The following is a 25494-nucleotide window of genomic DNA, read 5'->3' as shown; positions in this document are numbered from 1 at the left end:
TAACACTTTTCGCTTTTGCGGGAGGTGTTGATGCCCGGGGCCGCGCAAAAAGCACCGGGCTAACTCTTTTGTGTAGCTTTTCGCCGCGGGGCCCAGCGTTTACGATCTGGGTGCGAAACGGCGGAGAGGGGCATGGACTATCGCCAGAGTAACCGTGGTCTGCGAAAGAGGTCGCTGTTTTTCGCCGCATCTGGGCTGGCTATTGGTGCGCTCGCGGTGGATGCTGCCGGCGCCATGACGGTAAGCGACCACCTTGCCGAAATTCTTGCGCTGATCGAGAAGCCTTACCTTCTTGTCGCCGTTCTGTTTGCCGGCGCCTTCGTTGGTATGACCGTCGAGCAATTCCTGTCCCGGATGCGAAGGCAGGCATGGCGGACAAGGAACCGCTCCCTCTGGGAGGAAAAACGTAGCGGCGCGAGCATCGCCATTGCACCCTGGCTTCAGAGGTCTGAGCCGAAGCCCCCGAAGCAAGCCGACGCTGCTGACCAGTTGCGCATTGTTATGGATGCGAGTTTCACGATTCAGCCGCTTCTCAACAGGAGCGAGGCGCGTGTGTTTAAGGAACTTGACCGCATCGTGATTGGCTGCAACCCTGCATGGCAGGTGATGGCGCAAGTTTCATTGGGCGAGGTCCTCCGCAGCAAGGATGCAGTCGCGTACAGTTGCATCAACTCTAAACGGGTCGATTTGCTGCTGGTGGATGGCGACTGTCGGCCTCGATACGCCATCGAATATCAAGGCGGGGCGCATCATCAGGGCGCCGCGGCCGCGCGCGATGCCGTCAAGAAAGAGGCGCTGCGACGCGCTGGGATCGGCTATTACGAGGTCGTGGCTGGCCAAACTACGCCGTCGGAACTTAGGCGGTTGGTCGAGAAGCTGGTAGACAAGCCGGGAACGCCCGAATAGCGGCCGCGGCCCTTGTGGCTTCAGTCCAAGCCCAAACCGGCCCCAATTTTCCGAATTTCCCGCTTTCGCGATATTCCGGCTTCTAAAAGACTAAGGATTTCAAAGGAGAAAATGGTCGGAGCGGCGGGATTCGAACCCACGACCCCTTGACCCCCAGTCAAGTGCGCTACCGGGCTGCGCTACGCTCCGAACCGAAAAGAGCCGTATATTCTCAACGCTTAGGGCGCAAGGGGAAAAAACTCGATTTCGAAACAAAGTGGAAATTTCGGCGCGCCGTGGCAAAAACAGCGACGCAATTCACACCTGTGCGCTTAAAGCGTTCCGTTGCTCCGAGCCCTTTGGCGGTTCATCGCATCTCGCAGATTGTTGGAGGGTATGTATGGAGGGGGGCCAAGCGCGGAAACGCTTACAAAAGCGCCGCCCCTAAGGCGTCATTTCTCGTCACAAGGATGCGCGGAGTGCTATATATTACCGCGGCAGTATCAGCCGCTGCAATACTTTCGTTTGCTACTGTCCCGCGTGCTGATAGTGACCGAGTTTGCCACGGCAATCGGGTTCTGCTTTGGAAGTTTTCCTCTGCTCAGGTGGTCAAGCTCCGCCAGGGCGTTCTGCCAATCTTTTCCGAAGGGGGTTCGCTTTTGTGAGACGAACCAGTCGGACGACTTCCCGCCAATGACCTGCCGAAAAGCAGCTTGCACGGTTTTACGATCCTTGAGCGGTACCCAAACACGGATGCGTGCCGGCTTGCCATCTGAGGTGCATCCATAGATGAAGGTTTTAATATCGGCGGCGCTCGCTGACCACCCGCTTAGAGAAAGTGCGGCAACAGAAAGTAAAATTGCAGTCAAAATAGCTTTCATATCTAGCCCCAAAAGATTAGCCAGTGCTTAAAAATGCCAGCATGAGAAGTTCGCGCAAGCTCTCCCGCAATGCAAGACGGCAGCCGGTATCGCTGCAAAAAAAGTCCTCAAGGTTCATGGCAACCTTTCAGCAACTGGTTGTCCCGATAATGCCGGTTGTTAATCGGGGAGCCGGGTGATGGCGAAGACAGCGGGTAGAAAAGGCCGGAAGCGGCGGACGGGCCGGAAGCAGGCGAAGGGCGGCATGTGGTCCTGGTATCTGGCCGGTGTCCTGTCGGTCAGCGCGGCCATCGCCTATGATCATCGCGCGGACCTCCTGCCGATGGCGGCGCCGTTCCATACGGCGTCGATCGCCAAGCCGCGACCGGTGGAAAAGCGCGCCGAGCCGGAAAAGGCAAGGCCGGCCCTGGCGATGCCGCGGCCGGGAACGCGCCCGGTCGAGCAGGCGGCCTGGGAGCCGAGCGGCCAAAAGACCAGCGGCCGCAAGCCGGGAACCTATTATTTCTGCACGGTAACGCTCGAAAACTGCGTCGTTGACGGCGGCACGTTCTGGTACGGGCGCCAGAAAATCCAGATCGCGGATATCCAGGTGCCGCGCATCAAACAGGCAAAATGCGACAACGAGCGCAAGTTCGGCTCGCTGGCAAAACGGCGGCTATGGGAAATTCTCAATGCCGGCGAGGTTCAACTTGCCGCGGCGGGTGGAAAGGCCGGCGCGCAGGATGCCCAGGTGACGGTGGGCGAGGGGCGCTCGATTGGCGACATGCTTGTGGCCGAGGGCCTGGCGCGGCACGGGGCGGATGGCAAGCGGGGCTGGTGCGCAGAGGGTTAAGCCCGTGCGGCAAGCTGCCGGTAGACGGCTTGCGTCTTGTCGATCATCTTCTCCATCGAAAAATCCGACATTCTTGCCTCAGCGGCTGCGACCATGGCTTTGTAGCGGGCAGGATCGGCGCTTTCGATCATCGCGTTTGCCAGCTTGCCGGTATCGCCGTCGTTCGCGACGATCAGGCCGCTTTTGTCCCTGTCGATTGCCGTCGATGCTCCGCCGACGTCAGTCGAAATGATCGGCTTTCCGGCCGCGGCTGCTTCCAGCATCACATAGGACATTGCCTCGTAGCGGCTCGGCATGACGAGGACGTCGAAGGCGGGGATGGCCTGGGAGCCGGTAAAGGCCGACGTCAGGCGAATCCGGTTTTGCAGGCCGCTCTCGGCGATGGCCTTGCGCACCTGCCGCTCGCGTTCGCCCGAGCCGACCATGATCAGCTGTGCATCGGGCAGGCGCGCCGCGGCCTTGCGGAAGGCTTCGATCAGCCGTTCGGGGGCCTTTTGATGCGACAGGCGCCCGACGAAGCCAAAGACGAAGGTTTCGGGCGTGATACCGAAGCTGGCGCGGACCGTCTTTGCCATGTCAAGCCGCAGCGACGCGACGCCGTTGACGATGACCGATAGTCTGCGCTCCGGGATTCCAAGCGATCGGGCATGGGCATATTCGTCGTTGGACACGCAAATGAGATGGTCGGTGAAGAGGCTTGCCAGGATCAGTTCGATGGCGCCGTAGATCAGGCGTCCGGCTTTGCCGAGGGCCGGGTCCATGGTGCGGAAGGCATGTGGCGTGTAGACGCGCGGAATGTGGCGGCCGGGCAGGTGAGGGCGCGCGAGCGCGCCGGCCTTCGAACTGTGACTATGGATGATGTCGAACGGCCCGCCATCTGCAATGATGTCGCGAAGTGCGCGGAAGGCCGCAATGTCGGACCAGCCGGGAGCACGTTTCATTGCAAGGGTGTGGACGGCCGGCAAATTGAGGGATTTCAATTCGCGGACAAATGCATCCTCCGCGCGAACCGGTGAGTACACCGCTTCGACATGATGACCGCGGCGTTTCAGCCCGCGGCAAAGATCGAGGAAATGGCGCCCCGAGCCGCCGCCGCTCGGCTCGAGCACCTGGAGAATACGCAGGCTGCCGCCAATTTCAGCGATAGGAGGGTCGATGCTCATTCTGACAATCCGCCGCCGGCCCCGATGCGGAACCGATCCGTAGTCTCTTACAATGTTGATGTTAACGCAGCGTTGGCGCAGCCGAAAGCAGACGCGTCAGGGTGGCCCTGCGACGGTGGCGGTGCTCCAGGGCACCACAGCCCCAGATGACGCCGAGCAGCAGATAGACATGACGCCAGTGGTCGGTGTCGATGACATTGCCGATCGCCGCGTGGCCGATCAGCACGATCCAGGCGATCATCAGGTAGGGCTGCCAGGGCCGGTCGAGCAGCAGGAAGCGAAAGCCCATGGTCACTGTCCAGATAATCAGCGTAATATAGCTGACGAAGCCAAGCCAGCCATAGGAGGTGAGGCACTTCAGCCAGATATTGTGTTCGTCCTCGGGAAAGATCGAGCTGAATACCATCGGGCCGATGCCGAGCGGCTGTTCCATAGACATCAGGAAACCGATCTTGTGGCGATCGAAACGGCCGAGATGGCCGCCATCATAGTCCTGGACAAGCTGCGTACGGTTGGAGAACAGATCAGCGATCTGCGGAATCTGCAGCGCAACAACCAGTGCCGCGATCATTAGCAGCGCGCCGCCAAGCGCCAGCACCAGGATTTTCAGTCGGAAGGCGCCCGTGCGTTCCTTGAGCAGCATGACGAGCACGAGGGCGCAGGCGCCGAAGAGATAGAGCGCCCAGGCCGCGCGCGAGAAGGACAGGAACAGGCCGAGCGCCATGATCAGGATCGCGGCGGCCTTGATCGGCGCGGTGGTGATCCGCTCGGTGAGCAGCCGGTACATGAGATAGATCGACGGAGCGACGAGGAACGGCCCGAAGACGTTGGGATCCTGGAAAGCGCCCTTGGCGCGGTCGTAGAGCGTAAAATTCTGAGCACCCGGTATCGCGCCGAAATAGCCGAGAATGCCGAGCAGCGAGGTGAGGACGCCGGCGGCAACCCAGGCATCGAAGATCAGTTTCAGGCGCTCGTGGCGCGCTTCGATAATTGCCGCGTAGAAGATCGCCGTCAGGGCCAGGAAGCCGGATACGGCCATGTACATCGGCCCCGTCGCAAGGTCGCTCATGACGGTCAGCGACAGGATGCCGCCGGTCATGAACAGGATGAGCAGGGCAAACAGCGGCGCGACGGCGCGCGAGATTTTCAGCCCGAAGAGGAACCAGAGGCCGATCAGCGTCGCCATGAAGACCTCATAGGGCGCCGGCTCGGCAATGACGAAGCCCGACAGGAAGACGCCGAAGGTCACCATGCCCGAGCCGAGGATCGCCACGGCGGCAAGCTGCGGACGAAAGCCCGCGGCAGACGTGGCGCCGAGCGTGCTCAATAGGCGTTTTCCGTGTTGAGAAGCCGGATCGGCGTCAGAAACAGGATCTTCAGATCGAACCACAGCGACCAGTTTTCGATATAGTAGAGATCAAAGGCCGTGCGGAACTTGATCTTCTCGTCATTGTCGATCTCGCCGCGCCAACCGTTGATCTGTGCCCAGCCGGTGACGCCCGGCTTGACGCGGTGGCGGGCGAAGTAGCCCTCGACGACATCCGAATAGGTGCGCTCGGCGGTCTGGGCGAGGACTGCGTGGGGCCTCGGACCTACAAGGGACAACTGGCCTTTCAGCACATTGAAGATCTGCGGCAGTTCATCGATCGAGGATTTGCGCAGGAACCGCCCGACCCGAGTGACGCGCGGGTCGCCCTTCGTGACGGCATTGCGGGCCGTTGGATCGCTCATGTTGGTGTACATGGAGCGGAACTTGTAGACCTCGATCGTCTCGTTGTTGAAGCCATGGCGCTTCTGCTTGAAGATGATCGGGCCGGGTGAACTCACCTTTACCGCGATCGCCGCTCCGATAAACACCGGCCAGAGGAGGACGAGGGCGATAAGACTGAAGAACACATCGAAGATACGCTTGGCAACCGAATCCCAGTCGGCGATCGGCTTGTCGAAGATGTCGAGCATCGGCACCTTGCCGACATGCGAATAGCTGCGCGGCCGGAAACGGAGATTGTTGGCGTGGGCCGCAAGACGGATATCGGCCGGCAGGATCCAGAGCTTCTTCAAAAGTTCAAGGATGCGTTTTTCCGCCGACAGCGGCAGGGCGATGATCAGCATGTCGATGCGGGTGAGGCGGGCGAAGTCGACCAGTTCGGCGACGGTGCCGAGCTTCGGATAGCCCGCGACGATCACCGGCGAGCGGCGCTCGTCGCGATCGTCGAAGATGCCGCAGATGCGGATGTCGTTGTCGGATTGCTGTTCGAGCGAGCGGATCAGGTCCTTGGCCGGCTGGCCGCCGCCGACGATGACTGCCCGCCGCTCCATCGTGCCGTTGCGCGCCCAGCGGCGGATCGAATAGGCGATGAAGGTGCGCTCGGCGACAAGGAAGAAGGCGCCGAAGAGATACCAGCCGCCGAAAGAGAGGCGCGAGAAGGTGCCGCCGATCTTGAGCAGGAACAGCGCCAGAGCCATGGAGGCGAAGGCCAGCGTCCAGCAGGCCATCAACCGCGGCAAGGCGCGTGCGGACGAACGCAGCAGGGGAACCTGATAGCCGTCGCACAATTGCAGGAAGGCGACGGTCAGTGCCGAGCCGCCGGCAATCATGCCGCAATAGCCGAGCCAGTCCTCCAGCTTCGGCGCGACATAGAGCATGTGGATGGCATAGCCGATGGCGAACAAAGCGGTGAATTCGAACAGCCGCATCAGGCCGATGATCATGTTCGGAGAATAGGTGTCGGTACGGAATTGCGCGGCGATGCGGCGGGCCAGCGGGTTGAGTTCGCGCGGTTCGTCGCCGTGTTTCTCGCCCGGCGTCATGGTCCGTATTTCGGAGATCTTCTTTCGTAGCGCCTCGGTATCGAAAGTTTCCGGTTTGTCGATCTGGTTCATGATATCCGCTCGGCCGTTTATATCCGTTCGGGATAGCAGAAAGCCCCTAAGAAACGCTTACGAGCGGTTGTGGCCGCTGTTCTGCCGCGCGGCCAAATCCGGGACAAGCTGGCTATAGAGCCGCATGACGCTGCCAGCCATGGTGGATGTCGCGAAGGCTGCCTTGAATGCTCCTGCATCCGGCATCACCTTGGCCGCCCAGTCCTGCTCGGTCATCGCGGCCGTCATGACATTGGCAAGCGACTGTGCGTCGCTCGGAACCGCAAGAGCAGAACTTCCAGGGCCTAGCACCTCCGGAATGCCACCGACCCGGGCGGCAATCACCGGCTTGCGGGCGGCCAGCGCCTCAAGCACGATATAGGGCATGGATTCGGCGCGCGAAGGCACGACGACATTGCGCGTCAAGGCAAATGCGTCGCGTGCTTTCATCGCCGGCAGCATTTCGATGCGGCGGCCAAGACCGCGTTCCAGCATCATCTGCTCGTATTTGGCCTTTTGCGGCCCGTCGCCGATCATCATGGCCGACAGCGGCTTGCCGATGGTGCGCTCCGCCCGCGCGAAAGCATCGACGAAGAGGTCCGGCCCCTTCAGGTCGCGCAGCATGCCGATATAGAGGAAATCAACGGCGTCGGGCCTGGCATGGACAGTCTCGAAATCGCGATCGTCGACGCCGTTGTAGATCAATTCGCTGCGGGTACGCGGCTTGCCGACCTTCGTCTCGTAGGTCGTACGCTCGAAATCACAGACGAAGACGATGGCGTCCGTCAGATATTCCTGAAGACGCTCGAGAACAAACACGACCTTGCCGGAAAACGTGCCGCTGTCGTAGTGCAAGCTGCCGCCATGCGGCGAATAAAGGCGGGCAACGCAATACCTGTTCACCCGCAAGGCTGAGCCGATGATCCGGGAGAGGACGCCGCCTTTGGCGCCATGACCGTGCAGGATATCCGGCTGCAAACTTCTGATTTCCTTGTAGCTGCTCCAGAGTGCCGCCAGATCGGTCGGGCCGATGGACCGGGGGATCGGCAGGCGGACGAGACCAAGCGCGAGGAACGGCCTTATCTCGTCGAAAAGAGCGTCTTCGTGGCTGCCTCCCGTGGTGCTGTCGCAGACGATACCGATTTCATGACCCTGCCTGGCATGCGCTTCGACCAGATCGCGCACATGGCGGAAAATGCCGCCGATCGGCGACCTGAAGCAATGAATGATGCGCAGCGGGCGGGGATCCGGCATGGCTGTCAGAACAGCCGCTCACGCACATAGATGGTGTCGCCGGCCATGATCGGATCGGAGATCGAAACCCGGCCGGTAAGGATACGTCCGTTGATCTTGCGGGTGACGTCGACATTCGCCTGGTTGGCGCGTGGCGAATAGCCGCCAGCAACCGCAATGGCGTTCTGCACCGTCATGCCCGGAACGTAGGAATATTGCCCGGCCTGGCCGACTTCGCCCATGATGAAGACCGAGCGGTAGCGGTCGACCTCGATCGTCACGTCCGGATCGCGCAGGTAGCCCTCGCGAAGCTTGCCGGCGATCATCGTCTCCATCTCGGGCAGCGTGTGGCCGCGCGACGGCACGGCGCCGATCAACGGGAAGGCGACATAGCCCGCCTGATCGACCGTATAGGTGCCGGTCAGGCCGGCCTGTTCGAAGACGCTGATGCGCAGCCTATCACCGCTATCGACGCGGTACGGCTGGATCGTTGCCTCATGAAATGCCTTTGGCGCAGGCTGGTAGCTGCTGCAGCCCGACACGACGAGGCACAGAGAGAGTGCGGCCACGGCAAGGCCTGTTTTCAATCGTGCGGACGTCATTGGGCTCTCGCGCTCCAGGAACCAAGTCATGGCCCGATGTTATCAATCCGTTAGGGTTAATAGCCGGTAAAGGTGCAGCACATTTTGCCGCCGGTTGTGCGTTTACTCTACATTCGGTGGTTGTTGGCAGAGCGCGCGCGCCGGTTTCATTAACCCTTGCGTTACCATGTTTGTTTACGGTGCCGCGGTGTATGCAGGTTCGGGGTAAAGCGCATGTCGGGCGTCAACGGCGGTCATCAGGATGTAGACATCGATCTCGGCGGTCTGTTCCGCGCCATCTGGCGGCGGCGGGGCAGGGTGCTTGCCGCGACCGTCGTCTTCGCCGGCCTGGCATTCACCGGTACGAGTTTGATGTCTCCCAACTATCAGAGCGAGGCGCGGCTGCTGATCGAATCGCGCCAGCCGGAATTCAGCGGCGCCAACAACCAGGGACCGCCGCAGACAACCGACAGCCCCTTCGACGAATCCGGCATTTCCAGTCAGGTGCAGGTGCTGCGCTCGGTCGATCTGATCAAACAGGTCGCTCGCGAAATGAAGTTGCATGAACTGCCGGAATTCGATCCGACAGCGGACCCTTCGGCGATTTCCGATATTCTGGTGATGCTCGGCATTAGGAAGAACCCGCTCGACCTGCCGCCGGAAGAGCGCGTACTGAAGGAGTTCCAGGAGAAGCTGCAGGTCTACCAGGTGGAGAAGTCGCGGGTGATCGCGATCCAGTTCACCTCCAAGGACCCGCGCCTGGCAGCCGCCATCCCGAACGCGATGGCCAAGGTATTCCTGTCGCTGCAGAGCGGCGCCAAGCTTGATTCCAACACGGAGGCCAGCCGCTGGCTGGAGCCCGAGATCGCCAACCTGCGCGAAAAGGTTCGCGATGCCGAGGCCACGGTTGCGGACTACCGAGCGTCGTCGGACCTGTTGCTCACCGGCGAAACCGGCGGCACGTTTGCGACCAAGCAGTTGAACGATATTTCCACCGAGCTTGCCCGCGTGCGCGGCGAACGCGCCAACGCCGAGGCTCGCGCCGAGAACGTGCGCGCAGCACTTGCGAGCGGCCGCGCCGTCGATACGCTGAACGATGTTGTCGCTTCGCCGATGATCCAGCGTCTCAAGGAAACCGAATCCAACGTCCAGGGCCAGATCGCCGATCTCTCTACGACCCTGCTTGACGGGCATCCACGCCTCAAGGCCTTGAAATCCCAGCTTCAGGGCATTCGCGCGCAGATTGTCAGCGAAACGAAGAAGATACTCGGCAGCCTCGAAAACGAAGCCAATGTCGGCCGGTTGCGCGAGCGCCAGCTTGTGGCGCAGCTCAACACGCTGAAAGCGACGTCGGCCAAGGCGGGCGAAGACGAGGTCGGGCTGCGAGCGCTGGAGCGGGAAGCGACGGCGCAACGGCAGTTGCTCGAAACCTATCTGGCGCGCTACCGCGAGGCGACGTCGCGCAGCGGCGAGAACGCCGCACCTGCCGACGCGCGCGTCATTTCCCAGGCGGTCGAGCCGACCGAGCGGCATTTCCCCAAGATCCTGCCGATCACCATTGTCGCGGCCCTTGCCAGCTTCCTCGTCAGTTGCGTGGTCATCATGCTTTCAGAACTGTTCAGCGGCCGCGCCCTGCGCCCGGTCGGCCAGGAGGTAGAGCTGGACTTCGAAGCGGAACGGCCGGAAGCAGCGCCGATGAGCGAAACCGCATCCCAGCCCGCGACTGCGCCGGACGAGATGGAGGCCGCGGGAGCTGATGATTTCTCCGTCGAATCGGTCGCCGCCCACCTCTGCGACGATGACATTCGCGTCGCTATCTCCATATCGCCTGCGGGTGATGCGGGTTCGACCAATGCTGTCATGCTCGCCCGGCTGGTCGCCGAGGAGGGGCGCAAGATCGTGCTGATCGATCTGACCGGCACGGCCTGCCCGACGCGGCTGATGGCACAGTCGGCCGATCTCGCGGGCATCACCAATCTGCTGGTGGGCGAGGTTCCGTTCACCGAGACGATCCATGCCGATCGCCTGTCTGACGCGCATATCATCCCGCAGGGTGATGCCGACCCGGTCCTTGCGGTCCGCGGCATCGAGCGGCTGCAGATAATTATCGATGCCTTGTCGAACGCCTATGACACGGTGCTTGTCGAATGCGGTGCAGCCGGTGTTGGCGCCATCCGCAAGGTAACGCGGTCCAAGGATACGAAAATCATCATCTCGGCACCTGCCGCCGCCAATGCGGAGATTGTCGACCTGATCACCGGCTTTGATGTCGAAGGTTTCGGCGAGATCGTGCTGATGACGGGAACGGGTTATCCGCAGTCGGGGAAACCCGGCCGCCGCGCGGCCTGAGAAGCGCTGTTCAGTCGTCGTCTGTGTGGGTGACTGATGCGCTGCCCGGTGTTTGCCGGCGTTGGCGCAAGCGCTGCACGAAGGCATAGGCCTGCTTGTTCTTCTTGATCTGCGCCTTGAGTCGGACCGCAAAGCGGTGGGCTGATGCCGCCAGACGTCCGCGTATCGTCAGCGGCAGGACGATGTCCTGCTGCGGCGTTTCGACCGTGCACCAGGAGCGCTTGTAGGTCTGGTCGCCGATACCGAAATCGAACAGCGAAACCCCTTCGGCATTGGACTTGCGGATCATCAGATAAAACAGCAATTCGCCGGGGCTGGCGTCGGCTGCGATATCCTCGTCGATCGATCCGAACTGACAGATGACGTGATCGCCCTTGCGCGACAGGCCCGCGATCGCGACGATGCGACCCCGTTGGTTGCCGCACAGGCGGATCGCGTGCAGTTCGAGCGGCTGCCTGTCGCCGGTCGGCCCGATGGCGGCGAGTGTGTGGAAGAAGGCCTGCGTCTCGCAGTCCTGAAAGACATCGGGAAGGCCGAGCGCCTTGAAGCGGGCGGCCTTCTGCTCGAAGAACAGGTTCAACGTCTGTTGGCGTTCGTCCGGTGTTGTGGCTACAATGTGTTCGTAGCCGCCAAGCGCTTCCAGCCGCTTTTCCGAAACCCGAAATTTCTTGCGCCGCCGTTTGGCGTTGAGCTGCGCGAGCGTCACCTCGAAGTTTACAAGGAGCGGCAACTGGAACGACGAATTCTGGTTGCGCACAGCCGGAAGCGAGGCGAGTGGATGACCGGCACCCCGCCATTTGAACGGCATCTTTTCCAGCGTGACGATATCGGCGACGCGCGACAGTTTCGTTGCGAGATCCGCAATCAATGTGCCAAGCTGTTCGCGGGTCAGTGGATCGAACTCGGCGGCAAAGAGGCCCGTGTTGATGTTGCTGTGTGGCGAGCCGATAAACCGGGCCGTACGGAAGAACCGGCCGCGGACCAGTTCGAGCGGCAGGATGAAGACCGTCTTGCGGCCGATGCTGCCGCGCACCAGAAGCAACTGGTTGGCATGGGTGGCTGCCCAGGCGGCGCACCAGTCGAAGCTCTGATGCAGCGACGCCGCCGACGATGCCTCCAGCAAGCGCCAATCGGCTTCCAGCGCCTGCATGTCGACGTGTACCGTCAGCCGGAGAGCGCGCGTGACGGCGACATCATGCACTTTTTCGCGGCGTGCATGCCAGACGCGGCTGCGGGCCTCGTTAACGGGCATCATCTTGAAGTCCGCGTCAGTCATGATCGCTTGCCGTTCCGTGAGCTGGATGAAGCCCTATCTAGCGCAAGCATGCCCTTATCTTCATTTAAATCGGGCGCGCGGGCAGTTGCCTACCCGGCATTTCGTCAAATGCGGTTACCGAATGGATAAAACCGGGCGCATTGTGGCCGCCTATGCGTCAAGCCAACCCGTGGCGAGCACATTGGCCCATTCGTCGCGGCCACGCGACCGGGCGAGACGTGACATGGCCATGTGGTCGTAGGGCACCTTGCGGAACGTCACGTCCCAACGTCCGTCAGCCTTTGAGAGGATGGCGTAGCAGGCATCCGGCGAGCCGGCCTCGACCTTGTGCGGCACGGGCTCGTCGTCGTCGTAGCCCGGGCAGCCGACGCTGCCGGGATTGACGACGAGCCGTCCATCGGCAAGCCGGACGGAACGCTGGATATGCGTGTGGCCACAGAGGATGACGGGAAAGTCCGTGCCAACGGCCGCGGCTTCGATCCCTTGACGCTCCGCCATGTGCACGACACCGTCGACCGTCAAAGCCTCGAGCCAATAGGTGGTGTCGCTTTGCGGCGTGCCGTGGCAGAGAAAGACCTCCTGCCGGTGGACCAGCGTTGCGGGCAGGGCACGCAGCCATTCGAGGTGGCGCGGCTGCAACTCGTCAAAGGCGGTGCGGTCCGAACGTCCCATCTCGGCCGGATCGACGGTGATGAGCCAGCGATCATGATTGCCGCGGATCGACGGGAAGTCGCGCGCGAGCAGAGTATCGGCCGTTCGCGCCGCATTGAGCGGGCCGCTCAGGTGGTCGCCAAGATTGACAACATCCTCGATGCCCTGCACGGCGATGTCGGCGAGCACGGCTTCGAGTGCGAGGTCGTTGCCATGGATATCGGCGATCACGGCGATCTTCATGCGATGCTCCGTTCAGCGCGGCTTGGCGGGCTTTTCCATCCACTTGATGACCAGCATGGCGGGCAGCACCCACAACAGGCCGGTGAAGAAGAAATAGGCGAGGTGCACCCACCATGGCGCAGCGCCAAGCAACAGCGAGGCGAAGGTGGTGGCTGCCAGCGCATAGACGACGACGAGAATGATGATGATGATAGTGCCGATCAGTTTTCTGAGGCGTACGGGCATTGACGTCTTTCCGGTTGGCAGGTTTGGTCGCATATCGGCATTGGGCCGCGACGGCATGCCGCAAAGGGATAAGTCTTGTTTTGCATGCTGCTCTCGTGCAAATCAACGGCTTTGATGCATCGCCCTTAAGACAAATCGCCTCCCGCAGGCAGGGCCATGCCGTTTAAGAGTGGAGTCCTCGATGGCGAGCACCGATTTGGCAACGCAACAGCGTCTCCTGAGCGAGATTGGCACGGACAGCCGCAACCGCGCACAGATCAGGATCTGGCTCGGCGTCGTCGTGCTGGCGCTGTTTGCGCTGGTGCTCGTCGGTGGCGCGACGCGGCTGACCGAATCCGGGCTCTCGATCACGCAGTGGAAGCCGATCCACGGGGTCATTCCGCCGCTCTCCGACGCCGAGTGGCAGGAAGAGTTCACACGCTACAAAGAGATCCCGCAATATGCGCAGCTCAACAGCGACATGACCGTCGAAGGCTTCAAGACGATCTTCTGGTGGGAATGGGCGCACCGGCTGCTCGCTCGCTCCATCGGCCTGATCTTTGCCCTGCCGCTAGCCTTCTTCTGGATCAGGGGACAGATCGAGTCTCGTTTGAAACTGCCGCTGATCGGCATTCTGGCGCTGGGCGGCTTTCAGGGTTTCATCGGCTGGTGGATGGTGTCCTCCGGCCTTGCCGACCGCACCGAGGTCAGCCAGTACCGGCTCGCAACCCACCTCGTCATTGCCTGCCTGATCTTCATCTCCTGCATCTGGGTCAGCCGCGGACTAGCGCCCCATGCGGGCGATCCGGCGCCGACAAAGAGTTCGAGGAAGATGGCTGCCATCATAGCCTGCATGGCGCTGGTTCAGATCTATCTCGGCGCGCTGGTCGCCGGCCTCGATGCGGGCCTGAGCTACAACACCTGGCCGCTGATGGATGGGTCCTTCGTGCCGGGTGACCTGTTCGTCCAGCAGCCGACATGGCTCAATCTGTTCGAGAACCCGAAGACGGTGCAGTTCGTCCACCGTATCGGCGCCTATGTGCTGTTCGCCTTCGTGCTGATGCACATGATCGCCTCGCTACGCAGCGCGCCGGACACGACCCATGCACGGCGTTCGGTTCTGCTGTTCGGGCTGGTGACGATCCAGGCGATCATCGGCATCACCACGCTGATCCTGCAGGTGCACGTCGGCTGGGGTGTCGCGCATCAGGGCGGGGCGCTGATCGTGCTCGGCTTCGCGGTCGCCCATTGGCGCGCCTTCATCGGCGAATATCCGCGTCCGCTGGCGATCGACGTGCGGGACTGATCAGCGCCTCTTGCCATGGCGACGAGGCCCGACGCCCCGGAAAGGCGCGGGTTCAAGCCGACAGCATCAGGTCCATGTTCTGCACTGCCGCCCCCGACGCGCCCTTACCGAGATTGTCCAGCAGCGCGACGAGATTGACCTGTTCGCCGCCGCTCGATCCGAAGACATAAAGCTTCATCGTGTCCTTGCCGGCAAGCTCGACGGCATCGACGCGGGCCATTTTCGCGCTGTCGTCCAGGGATACGATCTCGACGATCGACTGTCCGGCATAGTGGGCAACGAGGGCTGCGTGAATGCTTTCACGCGTCGCGCCGCCCGCGAGCTGGTCGAGGAACAGCGGCACCTGGACGATCATGCCCTGCGGGAAGCGGCCGACCGAAGGGGAGAAGATCGGGGCGCGGTCGAGCAGCCCGTGGGTCTGCATCTCCGGCACGTGCTTGTGCTTGAGCGTCAGGCCGTAGAGGAAGTTCGGCGAGGCGATGTGATCCGGATTGGCCGGGTCTTCCATCTGCGCGATCATCTGCTTGCCGCCGCCGGTATAGCCGGAGACGGCGTTGACCGTTACCGGATAATTTTCCGGCAGGATGCCGGCCTGCCGCAGCGGGCGGATAAGACCGATGGCACCTGTGGGGTAGCAGCCGGGATTTGCGACGAGGCGGGCGTCGCGGATCTTGCCGGTCTGGCCCTTGTCCATTTCGGCGAAGCCATAGGCCCAATCCGGCGCGATGCGGTGCGCCGTCGAGGTGTCGATGATGCGCACCTTGTTGTTGCCTTCGAGCATCGCGACCGCCTGTTTCGAGGCATCGTCGGGCAGGCAGAGGATAGCGACATCGGCGCTGTTCAAAAGGTCTTCGCGGATGGCGGCATTGCGGCGCTCGGCTTCCGGAATGGACAGGAGCTCGACATTCGAACGGCCCGCCATCCGGCTGCGGATCTGCAGTCCGGTAGTGCCGTGCTCGCCATCGATGAAGATCTTCGGTTTCATGGTTTTATCCTGTCCTGCCAATCGATTAGCCGCGAGTGCGGAATCACTTTGGCATGAAATTGAATCAGTTTGACAACAATCTCAGCCGCGCCGTTCCGCCAGCTGTTCGGCATGAAGGCCGAGCATATACATTGCGATGGTGGAGGCTGCAATGGCGGTGATATCGGCATGGTCATAGGCCGGCGCAACCTCGACCACGTCGGCGCCCTTGATGGCGAGCGCGCCGAGCTTGCGGATCACCGACAGGATCTTGGCGCTTGACGGCCCGCCGGAAACGGGAGTGCCGGTGCCGGGCGCATAGGCCGGGTCGAGGCAGTCGATATCGAAGGTGAGATAGGCGGGGCGGTCTGCGACATGACGAAGGATGACGTCGGCAATCTCGCCCGCGCTCATCTCCTCGACATCATAGCCATAGAGGATGCGAATGCCGCAATCGTCCGGCGCATGCGTGCGGACGCCGAGCTGGATGGAGCTTGCCGTATCGATCAGCCCTTCGCGCGCGGCGCGACCGACGAAGGAGCCATGATCGATGCGGCCTTTCTCGTCGGCCCAGGTATCCTGATGCGCATCGAAGTGGACAAGAGAGAGGGGGCCGTGGATAGCGGCGTGGGCGCGCAGCAGCGGCAGCGTGACGAAGTGGTCGCCACCAAGCGTCAGCAGGAAGGCGCCGCTCGTCAGGATTTTCTCCGCCTCGCGTTCGATGGTGGCGGGCGTCTTGCTGTGGTCGCCGTAGTCGAGCAGGCAATCGCCATAGTCGATCGTTGCCATGTCCGCGAACAGGTCGCGCTCGAAGGGATATTGTGGATCGTTGTCGAAGATGGCCGACGCCCCGCGGATCGCCTGTGGCCCGAAGCGTGCGCCGGGGCGATTGGACGTCGCCGCATCGAAGGGAATGCCCCAGACGACGGCATCGACGCCCTTCAGGCTCTTGGTATATCGCCGGCGCATGAAGGACAGCACGCCCGCATGGGTCGGGTCGCTCGCCGCGCTCTTCAGCGATGTCGCGGTGATCGCGTGGTCTATCGTCTTGTTGGCCATGGTCGGTCCCGTCGTTTGTCGTTCTGCTGAAATGGCGGCAGGGCGCGCACGATAACCGCTGATCCCCCATCGGGGAAGGGGATTGCTTCCTGCCGTGGAGAAGACCGTTTAAGTTTCTGGCACGGTACTTGCTTGACTGGTGCCGGGGACACGCGGTTTTCACCTTGTCTGTCTCGATTTGAAACAGAAATGCGAAATGCATGGCTTATCGGGACGAAAAGGCATCCTTTATGATTTCGGAGAAACTGCTTTTGACGGCTGGCGCCGCGTCGATACCGTTCCGTCGCGCAGCCGGCGCTCCCCGCGTGGCCACCGCCCCAGAGCAGGCGGGGCCAGAGCAGGCGGGGCCAGAGCAGGCGGGGATGGTCGATTCGATCCAGTACCTTCGGGCGATCGCGGCGTGGCTGGTGGTCTTCCACCATCTGTCCACATCGCTCACTTCACAGTTCGGCTGGGGTCACGGCTTCGCGATCGGGGCAATCGGGGTCGATATATTCTTCGTTGTCAGCGGCTACATCATGGCGATGATCGCAGCCCGGACGCCCCAGTTCTCCCCGCTTGAATTCGTTCTGCGTCGGGCGGCCCGCATTGCGCCGCTCTACTGGCTGATGACCCTGGCTTTCTGCGTGCTCTGCCTGGTCTATCCCTCGGTCGTCAACAATCCCGACCTAACCTGGAGCAGGATGTTTTTCTCGCTGTTTTTTCTGCCCGATTTCGTTGAAGGCACGACGCTGCCCGCACTGATGATCGGCTGGACGCTGAACTACGAAATTTTCTTCTATGGCATTGTCGCGTCTTCGATCTGGCTGTCTGGCGATCGTACGCTGCTTGTCGCGGCGCTCATGCTTTGCGCTTGCGTCGCCGGAGGCGCCCTTGTCGACGGCGGCCGGATTTTCGACTTCTATACGCAGCCGATCATCCTGGAATTCGTGCTGGGTATTCTCATCTGGAACTATGGTGCAGCGATCCACAGCAAAAGATGGTTCAGGCCCGTTTGGCTCCTATGCCTTCCGCCGGTCTTTGCGGGGCTGGCTGCGAGCGGCATCTACTACGATGAAATCCGCTATCTGATCTGGGGGATACCTTCAGCGTTTTTCGTTCTTGGCGCCATCCCGCTGTTCACGATGCGCCAGCCTTGGCTTGCGCGCCTCGGCGACTGGTCGTTCTCCACCTATCTGCTGCACGTCTATGTCATCCAGCTGTTCGTTAAGGTCGTCGCGAAGGGGGCAATCGGCAATTATGGTCTGCTGGCTTTCGAGGCCATCGTCGCGCTCGGTGTCATCGTGCTGATATCCGCCTTGCAGTTTTCACGGTTCGAAAGGCCCGCAACCCGGGCCCTGAACCGATGGCTTGCCGCCGTCTGGCCGAGGGACGGCCGCGCCTATTGACGACTGCTTCAGGATGCTTTCGCCTCGAACGTCGGGGCGAAATCACCCAGCGATTTTGCCTTCTCGATCATGCCGCCGATATCCTGATCAATGATCGCTTCGAGATCGGCGAAGCTGTCTATGACATAGTAGATCGGCTGGACGATATCGATCCGGTAGGGGGTCCTGAGGACGTGCAACAGGTCGAATGGCCGGAATTCGCACTCTGTGCCCTTCATTGCGGCCTTCGCCTCGCTCGGCGAGGACACGATACCCGCGCCGTAGCAGCGCCGGCCTTCCTGCGTGTTGATCAGGCCGAATTCGACCGTGAACCAGAAAATGCGGAACAGGTGCCACGAATAGCCCTTGCCAAGGTGCACCGCCGTTTGCCCGAAACGGCGGACGAAATTGGCGTAGCTCTGGTTGGTCAAAAGCGGGCAATGGCCGAACACCTCATGAAACAGGTCGGGCTCTTCGATGTAGTCGATATGCTCGCGGCGGCGGAGGAAGGTGGCGAGCGGGAATTTGCCCTGCGACAGAAGCTCATAGAATTGCGACGGCGGAATAAGGGCGGGTACGCCTTCGACGCCGAAGCCGGTGGTTTCGTTCAGGCGGCGGTTGACGTCGCGCAGTTGCGGAACCTTGTCCGGCCTGAGGCCAAGCGTCTTGACGCCATCCAGATATTCGCGGCAGGCCATGTTTGCCAGCAACTTCATCTGGCGCTCATAGAGCTCGCCCCAGATGGCGTCTTCTTCGGGCGTGTAGTCGTACAAACCGTCCGGGCCGGGCAGTTTGGCGGTGTAGCTGCTTTCCTTCGTCATGCTCTGATTCTCCGTCATTCCAACACGTGGCCAGCACGTGGCTGGGTGTGGCGCCTCAAAAATAATTATGCTCCCAGAACAGCGGATTTTTCTTTCTTTCCTGCTGGCTATTGCCATAATCTTGGCAGGAGTTTTCGCAGATCGGGCAGAAAATGAAAGAAACTGGGAGCTTTCACCGCAAGCTTCTGCAGCTCGTCCAGGCCGACGGCAGCCTGTCGCTGGCCGAGCTGGCGGAGAAGGCGGGCATGTCGCAGAGTTCGGCCTGGCGGAAGATTCAGGAACTCGAAGCCGATGGCGTCATCCGCAAGCGGGTGACGCTGCTCGATCCCGGCAAGCTCGATCTCAAGCTCTGCGTCATCGCCCATGTGACGCTGGAAGATCACCATGAGGAAGCTGTCGCCTCCTTTGCCTCCGTCGTGCTGGAGCGGCCGGAAATAATGGAATGTTATGCGCTGTCCGGCGCGTTCGACTACATGCTGAAGATCCGGGCGAGCGATGTCGAAAGCTACGAGGCTTTCATGACGCGGTATCTGATGCGCAACCCGCATGTGCGCACCGTGGTCTCGAGCTTCGTGCTGCGCGAACTCAAATTCTCGACGGAACTGCCGATCTAGCGCCTGTCGCCTGCAAGTGCGCAGCGGTTTGGGGACAACGACCTGCACAAGCCCTGTGGTCAAAGAAAAAGGCGGGACAAAGCCCGCCTTCCCAAATCGATAAGTCTGGAAACGATTAACGCTTCGAGAACTGGAACGAACGGCGGGCCTTGGCCTTACCGTACTTCTTACGCTCGACGACGCGGCTGTCGCGGGTCAGGAAGCCACCCTTCTTCAGGACCGAGCGCAGGCCCGGTTCGAAGTAGGTCAGCGCCTTGGAGATGCCGTGACGAACGGCACCGGCCTGGCCGGAAAGACCGCCGCCGGCTACCGTTGCGTCGATGTCGAACTGGCCGTCACGGGCAGCAGCGACGATCGGCTGGCGCAGGATCATCTGCAGAACCGGACGGGCGAAGTAGTTTGCGAATTCCTTGCCGTTGACGGTGATCTTGCCGGAACCCGGCTTGACCCAGACGCGGGCTACGGCGTTCTTGCGCTTGCCGGTCGCATAGGAGCGGCCCTGGGCGTCAACCTTCTTGACATGAACCGGAGCCGAAGCTTCCGTGGCCGTGCCGAGGTCTTTCAGAGAAGAGAGATCAGCCACGATTAGGCGCTCCTTGTGTTCTTGGCATTCAGCTTGGCGACGTCGAGGACGGTCGGCTGCTGTGCTTCATGCGGATGGTTGGTGCCGGCGTAGACGCGCAGGTTCTTCATCTGGCGACGGCCAAGCGGACCACGCGGAACCATGCGCTCGACAGCCTTCTCGAGAACACGCTCCGGGAAGCGGCCTTCGATGATCTGGCGCGCGGTGCGCTCCTTGATGCCGCCCGGGTAACCGGTGTGCCAGTAGTACTTCTTGTCGGTGTACTTCTTGCCGGTCAGGACAGCCTTCTCGGCGTTGATCACGATGACATTGTCGCCATCGTCAACGTGAGGGGTGTAGGTTGCTTTGTGCTTGCCACGCAGGTGATTTGCGATGATGGAAGCGAGACGTCCGACAACGAGGCCTTCGGCATCGATGAGGATCCACTTCTTCTCCACCTCTGCAGGCTTCTGAACGAAGGTTGCCATGTTAAAACTCTTTCGTTTGAACCCGATGCGTTGCCGCCGGGCGTTTCTTGTTGCTTGAATTGGCGAACCCGAAAGTCAGCCAAAAATGAAAGCGGCCCGAGAGGACCGCGATCTGGTGCGGCTTATACGCAAGGGATGAAATGCCGTCAAGCTTACGGTTCTAGGCAGTTTGAAAAATTGCCTATACAAAACATGTGGTTAGTAATGGGGTATTTTGATACCACAATTTATCTTGGTGGAATCGAATGGGTCGCGGTCGCGTGCGCCACCAGTTCGTCGCCGGCAAGCTCGCGAAATCGCGGCATCGAGCATGGCCGGGCGCTTGAAACCCCAGCCGCTGCGGCGTACCAAGCGCCGATCCGTACATGAGACTGAGGAGAAAAGACATGGCAGACGTGGTTTCCCTGCGCAGGCAAGACCAGCATGGCCTGGTGTTGCGGCAAGTTTCGGGCGATGTGCTGCGGCTGACCTTGAACAATCCTCCGGCAAATGCCCTGTCGATCGCGCTGATGGAAGCATTGATGGCGGAGCTCGCCGCCGCGGCCAAAGCCGCCGACATTCGTGTCGTTATCCTGGCCGCTTCCGGAGAGCTGTTCTCGGCAGGCCATGACCTCAAGGAACTGACCACGCATCGCGCGGACGACGACAGGGGCAGAGCCTTCTTCGAAAAATCCGTCCGGCTTTGCGCCGACCTCATGCTGACGATCAACCGCTTGCCGCAGCCGGTTATCGCCGAGATCGACGGGCTCGCGACGGCTGCCGGCTGCCAGCTGGTGGCGAGCTGCGATCTGGCGATTTGCACGGACAGCTCGACCTTCTGCACGCCCGGCGTCAATATCGGCCTGTTCTGCTCGACGCCGATGGTCGCCGTGTCGCGCGCAGCACACCGCAAGCAGGCGATGGAAATGCTTTTGACCGGCGAGACGATCGATGCCTCGACGGCAAAGGATTTCGGCCTCGTCAACCGCATCGTGCCGAAGCAGTATCTGCAGCAGGTCGTCAACAAATACGCCGCCGTGATCGCCTCGAAATCGCCGCAGGCGCTCACGATCGGCAAGGAAGCGTTTTACAGGCAGGCGGAGATGGGTATCGCCGAGGCCTATGATTTCGCCACGGGTGTTATGGTGGAAAACATGCTGGGGCGCGACGCGGAAGAGGGGATGGGCGCGTTTCTGGGCAAGCGGATGCCGGAGTGGAGAGAGGATTGACGCCTACTTGTAGTGATAGCGGCACGCCACAATTTCAATTGTCTGCGTTTCGGCAGTCCCCATAACACGGTACACTAATCTGTCTTCCTCGTTGATCCGTCGCGACCAGAATCCTTTAAATTCGCCGCGTAGCGGTTCGGGTTTGCCGAGCCCCAAAAACGGCGTCCGCCGACATTCTTCGATGAGTTTGTTGAGCCGCAGCAGGATCGTCTTGTCCGTCTCGACCCAATGCAGATAGTGTTCCCAGCCTTTAGTGGAAAAAAGAACCTTCACGGCTCGATCAATTCATGCTCAACGCCGTGACCTGCATTCAGCTCTGCAATCGACTCACGCAGCATCTTCGCGTTCGCCGGGTTGGAAAGCAGATACATCGTTTCCTTCCAGCTCTCGAAATCTCGCAGCGACATGACGACCATCGGCTCGCGATTCTGCCGCGTCACGATCAGTTCATCATGATCCTCTTCGACCCGGTCGAAGTGCTTTGCCATATTGGCGCGAAGTTCGGATAGGCTGATGACGTTCATGACGAAATCCTTTGTACGTGATCCTGTACATACGTTATTTCACAGGATTTCTCAAGCCAGCTTCAGCATCAGCGCCCCGAGTGCGATCAGGCAGGCGGCCGCGATGCGGAAGATGCTGACGCGTTCCTTGAGGAAAACGATGGAAATGACGATGGCGAAGAGGATCGATGTTTCGCGCAGCGCCGCGACGGTTGCGACCGGTGCTTTCGTCATCGCCCACAGCGCCAGGCCATAGGCGCCGATCGAGCCGCCGCCGCCGATCAGCCCGCGCCACCATTGATGGCGGACATGGCGCAGGACAGGTTTGACGCCGCGCGTGATGAAGGCCCAGGAAAACAGCAGCATCGGCGGCAGCAAGGCCATCCAGAGCGTGTAGGAGATCGGATTGAGCGCGATGCGGGCGCCGATACCGTCGACATAGGTATAGCAGGCGATGACCACGGCATTGGCGAGCGCCAGGAGGATGGCGTGTTTGCCGCCCTTGCGCGCTTCGAAGGCGAGCGTAAGCACGCCGGTTGAGATCGTCAGCACACCGGCCAGGGCGCCAGGCGAAAGGTTCTCGCCGATCAGCGCGCCGCTTGTCGCGGCAACCAGCAACGGCGCCACGCCGCGCATCAGCGGATAGACAAGACCGATATCGCCGGCGCGGTAGGAGGCGGCGACAAGCTGGAAATAGACGAACTGGAAAAGCGCCGACACGAGGATGAACGGCCACGCATCCGGATGCGGCAGTGGCATGAAGGGAAGGAGGGGCAGCGCAACGGCCGCCGCGCCGAGGGCGATCATCGCCGCATCGAGCGATTTTTCCGATCCCGCTTTGACCAGCGCATTCCAGGTCGCGTGCAGTAACGCCCCAAACAGAACCAGAGCGATGACGTCGAGGGGCAAGAGGAACCTTTACGGGATGCGAGGACGATGAATTACCGGTATTTTCTGAAGGTGTGGATCGTGAAAAGCAACCCGATTCTGATGGCGGGCCAGATTTGGCTACGCCGCGAGCTCGCCTTGGATTTGCATGCAAAGCGCCGTCGATTGGTTGACAGTGGCGGAGGCTATCCCAATTATTGCGCGACGATTGCTTTGGGTGGACTTCGACGATGAACCATGATGCCTATCCGGATTTTTATATCTCCGACATTCTGAAATCGACGAAGACGATTGCGCTGGTCGGCGCGTCGCCGAACCCCGCACGACCAAGCCATCGCGTGATGGCGTTCCTGCTGCGCAAGGGCTATACGGTTTTCCCGGTCAATCCGGGCCACGCCGGCAAGGAAATCCAGGGGCAGAAGGTCTATGCCCGGCTCGCTGATGTTCCCGAGCCCATCGACATGGTGGATGTCTTCCGTGCCGCCCATGCCCTCCCGGCCCTGGTCGATGAAATCCTTGCGCTGGACGTGCGGCCGAAGGTGATCTGGGGGCAATTGTCGGTGCGCGACGATCAAGCGGCAGCAAAGGCGGAAGAGCGGGGCATAAAGGTCGTCATGGACCGCTGTCCGGCGATCGAATATCCGCGTCTGGTCGGCTGACGGCGCCGCTGGCATCCGGCCAGAGATTGGAAATCAATACTCGCCCAGCGTGTATATCCAGTAAAACAGTCTTTGACCAGCAGCTGTGGCCTCTGAAATAGTGCGCCGATCTTGGGCGAGGGAGAACATGTCCGTGAAGAACAATCCAGGTTTCAATACGCTTGCCATTCACGCCGGCGCCCAGCCTGATCCGGCCACCGGCGCGCGCGCGACGCCGATCTACCAGACGACGAGCTTCGTCTTCAACGATGCGGATCACGCCGCCTCGCTGTTCGGCCTGCAGGCCTTCGGCAACATCTATACCCGCATCATGAACCCGACGCAGGCGGTGCTGGAAGAGCGGGTCGCGGCGCTCGAAGGCGGCACGGCAGCGCTCGCCGTCGCCTCCGGCCATGCGGCGCAGTTGCTGGTCTTCCACGCCATCATGAGCCCGGGCGACAATTTTCTCGCCGCGCGCCAGCTCTATGGCGGTTCCGTCAACCAGTTCGGCAATGCCTTCAAATCCTTCGACTGGCGGGTGCGGTGGGTCGATACGGCGGATATTTCGTCGTTCGAAAGCCAGATCGACGAGCGCACCAAGGCGATCTTCATCGAGAGCCTCGCCAATCCCGGCGGCACATTCGTCGATATTGCGGCGATTTCGCAGATCGCGAAAAAGCATGGCTTGCCACTGATCGTCGACAACACGATGGCGACGCCATATCTGATCCAGCCGATCGAGCATGGCGCTGACATCATCGTGCATTCACTGACCAAGTTCATGGGCGGGCACGGCAACTCGATGGGCGGCGTGATCGTCGATGGCGGTACGTTCGACTGGTCGAAATCGGGCAAATACCCGATCTTGTCGGAGCCGCGACCGGAATATGCCGGCATGGTGCTGCATGCGACCTTCGGCAACTTCGCCTTCGCCATCGCCTGCCGTGTGCTAGGCCTGCGCGACTTCGGCCCGGCGCTCTCGCCGTTCAACGCCTTCCTTCTTCTGACAGGCATCGAGACGCTGCCGCTCAGGATGCAGCGCCATTGCGACAATGCCCTTGCGGTCGCCACCTGGCTCAACTCGCATGACAAGGTCGCTTGGGTCCGCTACGCTGGTCTGGAGGCTGATGCGAACCACTCGCTTCAGCGGACATATTCGCCGAAGGGCGCTGGCGCGGTATTCACCTTCGGCCTGAAGGATGGCTATGAGGCGGGGAAACGCTTCGTCGAGGGACTGGAGATGTTCTCGCACCTCGCCAATATCGGCGACACCCGCTCGCTCGTCATCCATCCTGCGTCCACGACCCACCGGCAGTTGACGCCGGAACAGCAGGCGGCGGCGGGGGCCGGGCCGGAAGTCGTGCGCCTTTCGGTCGGCATCGAGGACGTCGCCGACATCATCGCCGACCTCGACCAATCGCTTGCCAAGGTTTGACTGAGTTTAAGATGGCCGGGACACCGGCCGTTTCTCCGATGGAGCCATCATGATCCACGCGCTGCTATTTGATCCGTCGTCGTTTGAACCGGAGGTCGACCGTCCTGCGCCGGATCGTCTGATTTCCGGCAATCCGCAGTTCCGCACCTGGAATTTCGAGCAAGCCGATGGCGGCATCTACGCCGGCATCTGGGAGGCGACGCCGGGAAAATGGCGGATCGTTTACGAGGAGTGGGAATATTTCCACATCCTCTCCGGCCATTCCGTCGTCACCGAAGAGGATGGCGCCGAAACGCATCTGAAAGCCGGGGACAGCATGATCCTCAGACCCGGCTTCAAGGGAACCTGGGAAGTGATTGAAACGACTCGCAAGGACTATGTCATTCGGGTTTGAACGGAACGGCGCGGCCCAGCTTGCCAAACGCTGTCGAAAGGGACAGTCTGGCTCACGCGAGAACGCTTGTGGGGGCTGCCAGGCAAG

27 protein-coding genes and 1 tRNA gene are annotated in these 25494 nt (G+C 61.2%); 10 read left to right on the top strand and 18 right to left on the bottom strand.

Annotated elements, in window-relative coordinates:
• Positions 1–132: 132 nt before the first annotated feature.
• Positions 133–906, top strand: a complete 774-nt coding sequence (locus ACSQ2W_RS00625) for a DUF2726 domain-containing protein (protein ID WP_436084496.1) — start codon at positions 133–135, stop codon at positions 904–906.
• 112 nt (positions 907–1018) lie between these two features.
• Here ACSQ2W_RS00625 and ACSQ2W_RS00620 read toward each other — a convergent pair.
• Together ACSQ2W_RS00620 and ACSQ2W_RS00615 are read right to left on the bottom strand one after the other, a co-directional pair.
• A tRNA-Pro gene (locus ACSQ2W_RS00620) sits at positions 1019–1095 on the bottom strand.
• A 293-nt stretch (positions 1096–1388) separates the two neighbouring features.
• A complete protein-coding gene (locus tag ACSQ2W_RS00615) occupies positions 1389–1766 on the bottom strand; it encodes a hypothetical protein (protein WP_436084495.1) in 378 nt (125 codons plus the stop codon).
• A 178-nt stretch (positions 1767–1944) separates the two neighbouring features.
• On the opposite strand from ACSQ2W_RS00615, the gene ACSQ2W_RS00610 reads away from it, so the two are divergent.
• Positions 1945–2598: a thermonuclease family protein gene (locus ACSQ2W_RS00610; RefSeq protein WP_436084494.1), complete on the top strand. Its 654-nt coding sequence runs from the start codon at positions 1945–1947 to the stop codon at positions 2596–2598.
• Here ACSQ2W_RS00610 and ACSQ2W_RS00605 read toward each other — a convergent pair.
• The 5 genes from ACSQ2W_RS00605 to ACSQ2W_RS00585 all read right to left on the bottom strand — a co-directional run bounded on the left by ACSQ2W_RS00605 (position 2595) and on the right by ACSQ2W_RS00585 (position 8458).
• Positions 2595–3761, bottom strand: coding sequence for a glycosyltransferase (locus ACSQ2W_RS00605; protein WP_436084493.1), 1167 nt, complete (start codon positions 3759–3761; stop codon positions 2595–2597). The two genes, ACSQ2W_RS00610 and ACSQ2W_RS00605, sit on opposite strands and share 4 nt — an antisense overlap.
• Positions 3762–3822: 61 nt before the next feature.
• Complete coding sequence (locus ACSQ2W_RS00600) at positions 3823–5088, bottom strand: O-antigen ligase family protein (protein ID WP_436084492.1); 1266 nt, start codon at positions 5086–5088, stop codon at positions 3823–3825.
• The gene (locus ACSQ2W_RS00595) at positions 5085–6644 is read right to left on the bottom strand and encodes an undecaprenyl-phosphate glucose phosphotransferase (RefSeq protein ID WP_436084491.1); all 1560 of its coding nucleotides are present in this window, start codon (positions 6642–6644) and stop codon (positions 5085–5087) included. The genes ACSQ2W_RS00600 and ACSQ2W_RS00595 overlap by 4 nt, the downstream gene beginning before the upstream one ends.
• Before the next feature lie 57 nt (positions 6645–6701).
• Positions 6702–7877, bottom strand: coding sequence for a glycosyltransferase family 4 protein (locus ACSQ2W_RS00590; protein ID WP_436084490.1), 1176 nt, complete (start codon positions 7875–7877; stop codon positions 6702–6704).
• Positions 7878–7882: 5 nt separating this feature from the next.
• Positions 7883–8458 carry a polysaccharide biosynthesis/export family protein gene (locus ACSQ2W_RS00585; RefSeq protein ID WP_436084489.1) on the bottom strand — a complete coding sequence of 192 codons (576 nt, stop codon included), beginning with the start codon at positions 8456–8458 and terminating at the stop codon, positions 7883–7885.
• A 213-nt stretch (positions 8459–8671) separates the two neighbouring features.
• On the opposite strand from ACSQ2W_RS00585, the gene ACSQ2W_RS00580 reads away from it, so the two are divergent.
• Complete coding sequence (locus tag ACSQ2W_RS00580; protein ID WP_436084488.1) at positions 8672–10786, top strand: GumC family protein; 2115 nt, start codon at positions 8672–8674, stop codon at positions 10784–10786.
• Between the two features lie 10 nt (positions 10787–10796).
• Here the strand turns inward: ACSQ2W_RS00580 and ACSQ2W_RS00575 are convergent, their stop codons facing one another.
• From ACSQ2W_RS00575 to ACSQ2W_RS00565, 3 genes are all read right to left on the bottom strand, one after another.
• Entirely contained in the window at positions 10797–12065 is a 1269-nt protein-coding gene (locus ACSQ2W_RS00575) for a GNAT family N-acetyltransferase (RefSeq protein WP_436087632.1), read from the bottom strand.
• Between the two features lie 147 nt (positions 12066–12212).
• On the bottom strand, positions 12213–12956 hold the full coding sequence (locus ACSQ2W_RS00570; protein WP_436084487.1) for a metallophosphoesterase family protein: 744 nt from the start codon (positions 12954–12956) through the stop codon (positions 12213–12215).
• A gap of 12 nt (positions 12957–12968) precedes the next feature.
• Positions 12969–13181 (bottom strand): DUF2842 domain-containing protein, encoded by a 213-nt coding sequence (locus ACSQ2W_RS00565; RefSeq protein WP_436081783.1) that lies wholly within the window; start codon positions 13179–13181, stop codon positions 12969–12971.
• Between the two features lie 181 nt (positions 13182–13362).
• On the opposite strand from ACSQ2W_RS00565, the gene ACSQ2W_RS00560 reads away from it, so the two are divergent.
• A complete protein-coding gene (locus ACSQ2W_RS00560) occupies positions 13363–14466 on the top strand; it encodes a COX15/CtaA family protein (protein WP_436084486.1) in 1104 nt (367 codons plus the stop codon).
• A 52-nt stretch (positions 14467–14518) separates the two neighbouring features.
• On the opposite strand, the gene argC is transcribed toward ACSQ2W_RS00560, so the two are convergent.
• Positions 14519–15451 carry an N-acetyl-gamma-glutamyl-phosphate reductase gene (argC, locus tag ACSQ2W_RS00555; protein ID WP_436084485.1) on the bottom strand — a complete coding sequence of 311 codons (933 nt, stop codon included), beginning with the start codon at positions 15449–15451 and terminating at the stop codon, positions 14519–14521.
• A gap of 81 nt (positions 15452–15532) precedes the next feature.
• On the bottom strand, positions 15533–16489 hold the full coding sequence (gene speB / locus ACSQ2W_RS00550) for an agmatinase (RefSeq protein ID WP_436084484.1): 957 nt from the start codon (positions 16487–16489) through the stop codon (positions 15533–15535).
• A 230-nt stretch (positions 16490–16719) separates the two neighbouring features.
• On the opposite strand from speB, the gene ACSQ2W_RS00545 reads away from it, so the two are divergent.
• The gene (locus tag ACSQ2W_RS00545; RefSeq protein ID WP_436084483.1) at positions 16720–17877 is read left to right on the top strand and encodes an acyltransferase family protein; all 1158 of its coding nucleotides are present in this window, start codon (positions 16720–16722) and stop codon (positions 17875–17877) included.
• 8 nt (positions 17878–17885) lie between these two features.
• On the opposite strand, the gene ACSQ2W_RS00540 is transcribed toward ACSQ2W_RS00545, so the two are convergent.
• Entirely contained in the window at positions 17886–18677 is a 792-nt protein-coding gene (locus ACSQ2W_RS00540) for a phenylalanine 4-monooxygenase (RefSeq protein WP_436084482.1), read from the bottom strand.
• A gap of 152 nt (positions 18678–18829) precedes the next feature.
• Here ACSQ2W_RS00540 and ACSQ2W_RS00535 point away from each other — a divergent pair, with 152 nt between their 5' ends.
• Complete coding sequence (locus ACSQ2W_RS00535; protein WP_436081777.1) at positions 18830–19291, top strand: Lrp/AsnC family transcriptional regulator; 462 nt, start codon at positions 18830–18832, stop codon at positions 19289–19291.
• A gap of 115 nt (positions 19292–19406) precedes the next feature.
• Here ACSQ2W_RS00535 and rpsI read toward each other — a convergent pair whose 3' ends face one another.
• Both rpsI and rplM read right to left on the bottom strand, forming a co-directional pair.
• Entirely contained in the window at positions 19407–19874 is a 468-nt protein-coding gene (gene rpsI / locus ACSQ2W_RS00530; RefSeq protein ID WP_264265780.1) for a 30S ribosomal protein S9, read from the bottom strand.
• Between the two features lie 2 nt (positions 19875–19876).
• On the bottom strand, positions 19877–20341 hold the full coding sequence (rplM, locus tag ACSQ2W_RS00525) for a 50S ribosomal protein L13 (protein WP_349433858.1): 465 nt from the start codon (positions 20339–20341) through the stop codon (positions 19877–19879).
• 386 nt (positions 20342–20727) lie between these two features.
• On the opposite strand from rplM, the gene ACSQ2W_RS00520 reads away from it, so the two are divergent.
• Positions 20728–21549 (top strand): enoyl-CoA hydratase, encoded by an 822-nt coding sequence (locus ACSQ2W_RS00520; RefSeq protein WP_436084481.1) that lies wholly within the window; start codon positions 20728–20730, stop codon positions 21547–21549.
• Positions 21550–21552: 3 nt separating this feature from the next.
• On the opposite strand, the gene ACSQ2W_RS00515 is transcribed toward ACSQ2W_RS00520, so the two are convergent.
• From ACSQ2W_RS00515 to ACSQ2W_RS00505, 3 genes are read right to left on the bottom strand one after another with little or no spacing between them, the layout of a single operon-like run.
• The gene (locus tag ACSQ2W_RS00515; RefSeq protein ID WP_436084480.1) at positions 21553–21822 is read right to left on the bottom strand and encodes a Txe/YoeB family addiction module toxin; all 270 of its coding nucleotides are present in this window, start codon (positions 21820–21822) and stop codon (positions 21553–21555) included.
• Positions 21819–22073, bottom strand: coding sequence for a type II toxin-antitoxin system Phd/YefM family antitoxin (locus ACSQ2W_RS00510; protein ID WP_436084479.1), 255 nt, complete (start codon positions 22071–22073; stop codon positions 21819–21821). Before ACSQ2W_RS00510 ends, ACSQ2W_RS00515 begins: the two co-directional genes overlap by 4 nt.
• Positions 22074–22124: 51 nt before the next feature.
• Positions 22125–22961 carry an EamA family transporter gene (locus ACSQ2W_RS00505; RefSeq protein ID WP_436084478.1) on the bottom strand — a complete coding sequence of 279 codons (837 nt, stop codon included), beginning with the start codon at positions 22959–22961 and terminating at the stop codon, positions 22125–22127.
• A 209-nt stretch (positions 22962–23170) separates the two neighbouring features.
• Here ACSQ2W_RS00505 and ACSQ2W_RS00500 point away from each other — a divergent pair, with 209 nt between their 5' ends.
• The 3 genes from ACSQ2W_RS00500 to ACSQ2W_RS00490 all read left to right on the top strand — a co-directional run bounded on the left by ACSQ2W_RS00500 (position 23171) and on the right by ACSQ2W_RS00490 (position 25407).
• Positions 23171–23599: a CoA-binding protein gene (locus tag ACSQ2W_RS00500; RefSeq protein WP_436084477.1), complete on the top strand. Its 429-nt coding sequence runs from the start codon at positions 23171–23173 to the stop codon at positions 23597–23599.
• Positions 23600–23732: 133 nt separating this feature from the next.
• Entirely contained in the window at positions 23733–25013 is a 1281-nt protein-coding gene (locus tag ACSQ2W_RS00495; protein WP_436084476.1) for an O-acetylhomoserine aminocarboxypropyltransferase, read from the top strand.
• Between the two features lie 49 nt (positions 25014–25062).
• The gene (locus ACSQ2W_RS00490; RefSeq protein ID WP_436084475.1) at positions 25063–25407 is read left to right on the top strand and encodes a cupin domain-containing protein; all 345 of its coding nucleotides are present in this window, start codon (positions 25063–25065) and stop codon (positions 25405–25407) included.
• The last annotated feature ends 87 nt before the right edge of the window (positions 25408–25494 follow it).

It is taken from the genome of Pararhizobium sp. LjRoot255, from assembly GCF_964252905.1.
GTDB lineage: Bacteria > Pseudomonadota > Alphaproteobacteria > Rhizobiales > Rhizobiaceae > Pararhizobium.
The sequence above is the reverse complement of the archived record's forward strand: the minus strand, read 5'-3'. Positions and strand labels throughout refer to the sequence as shown.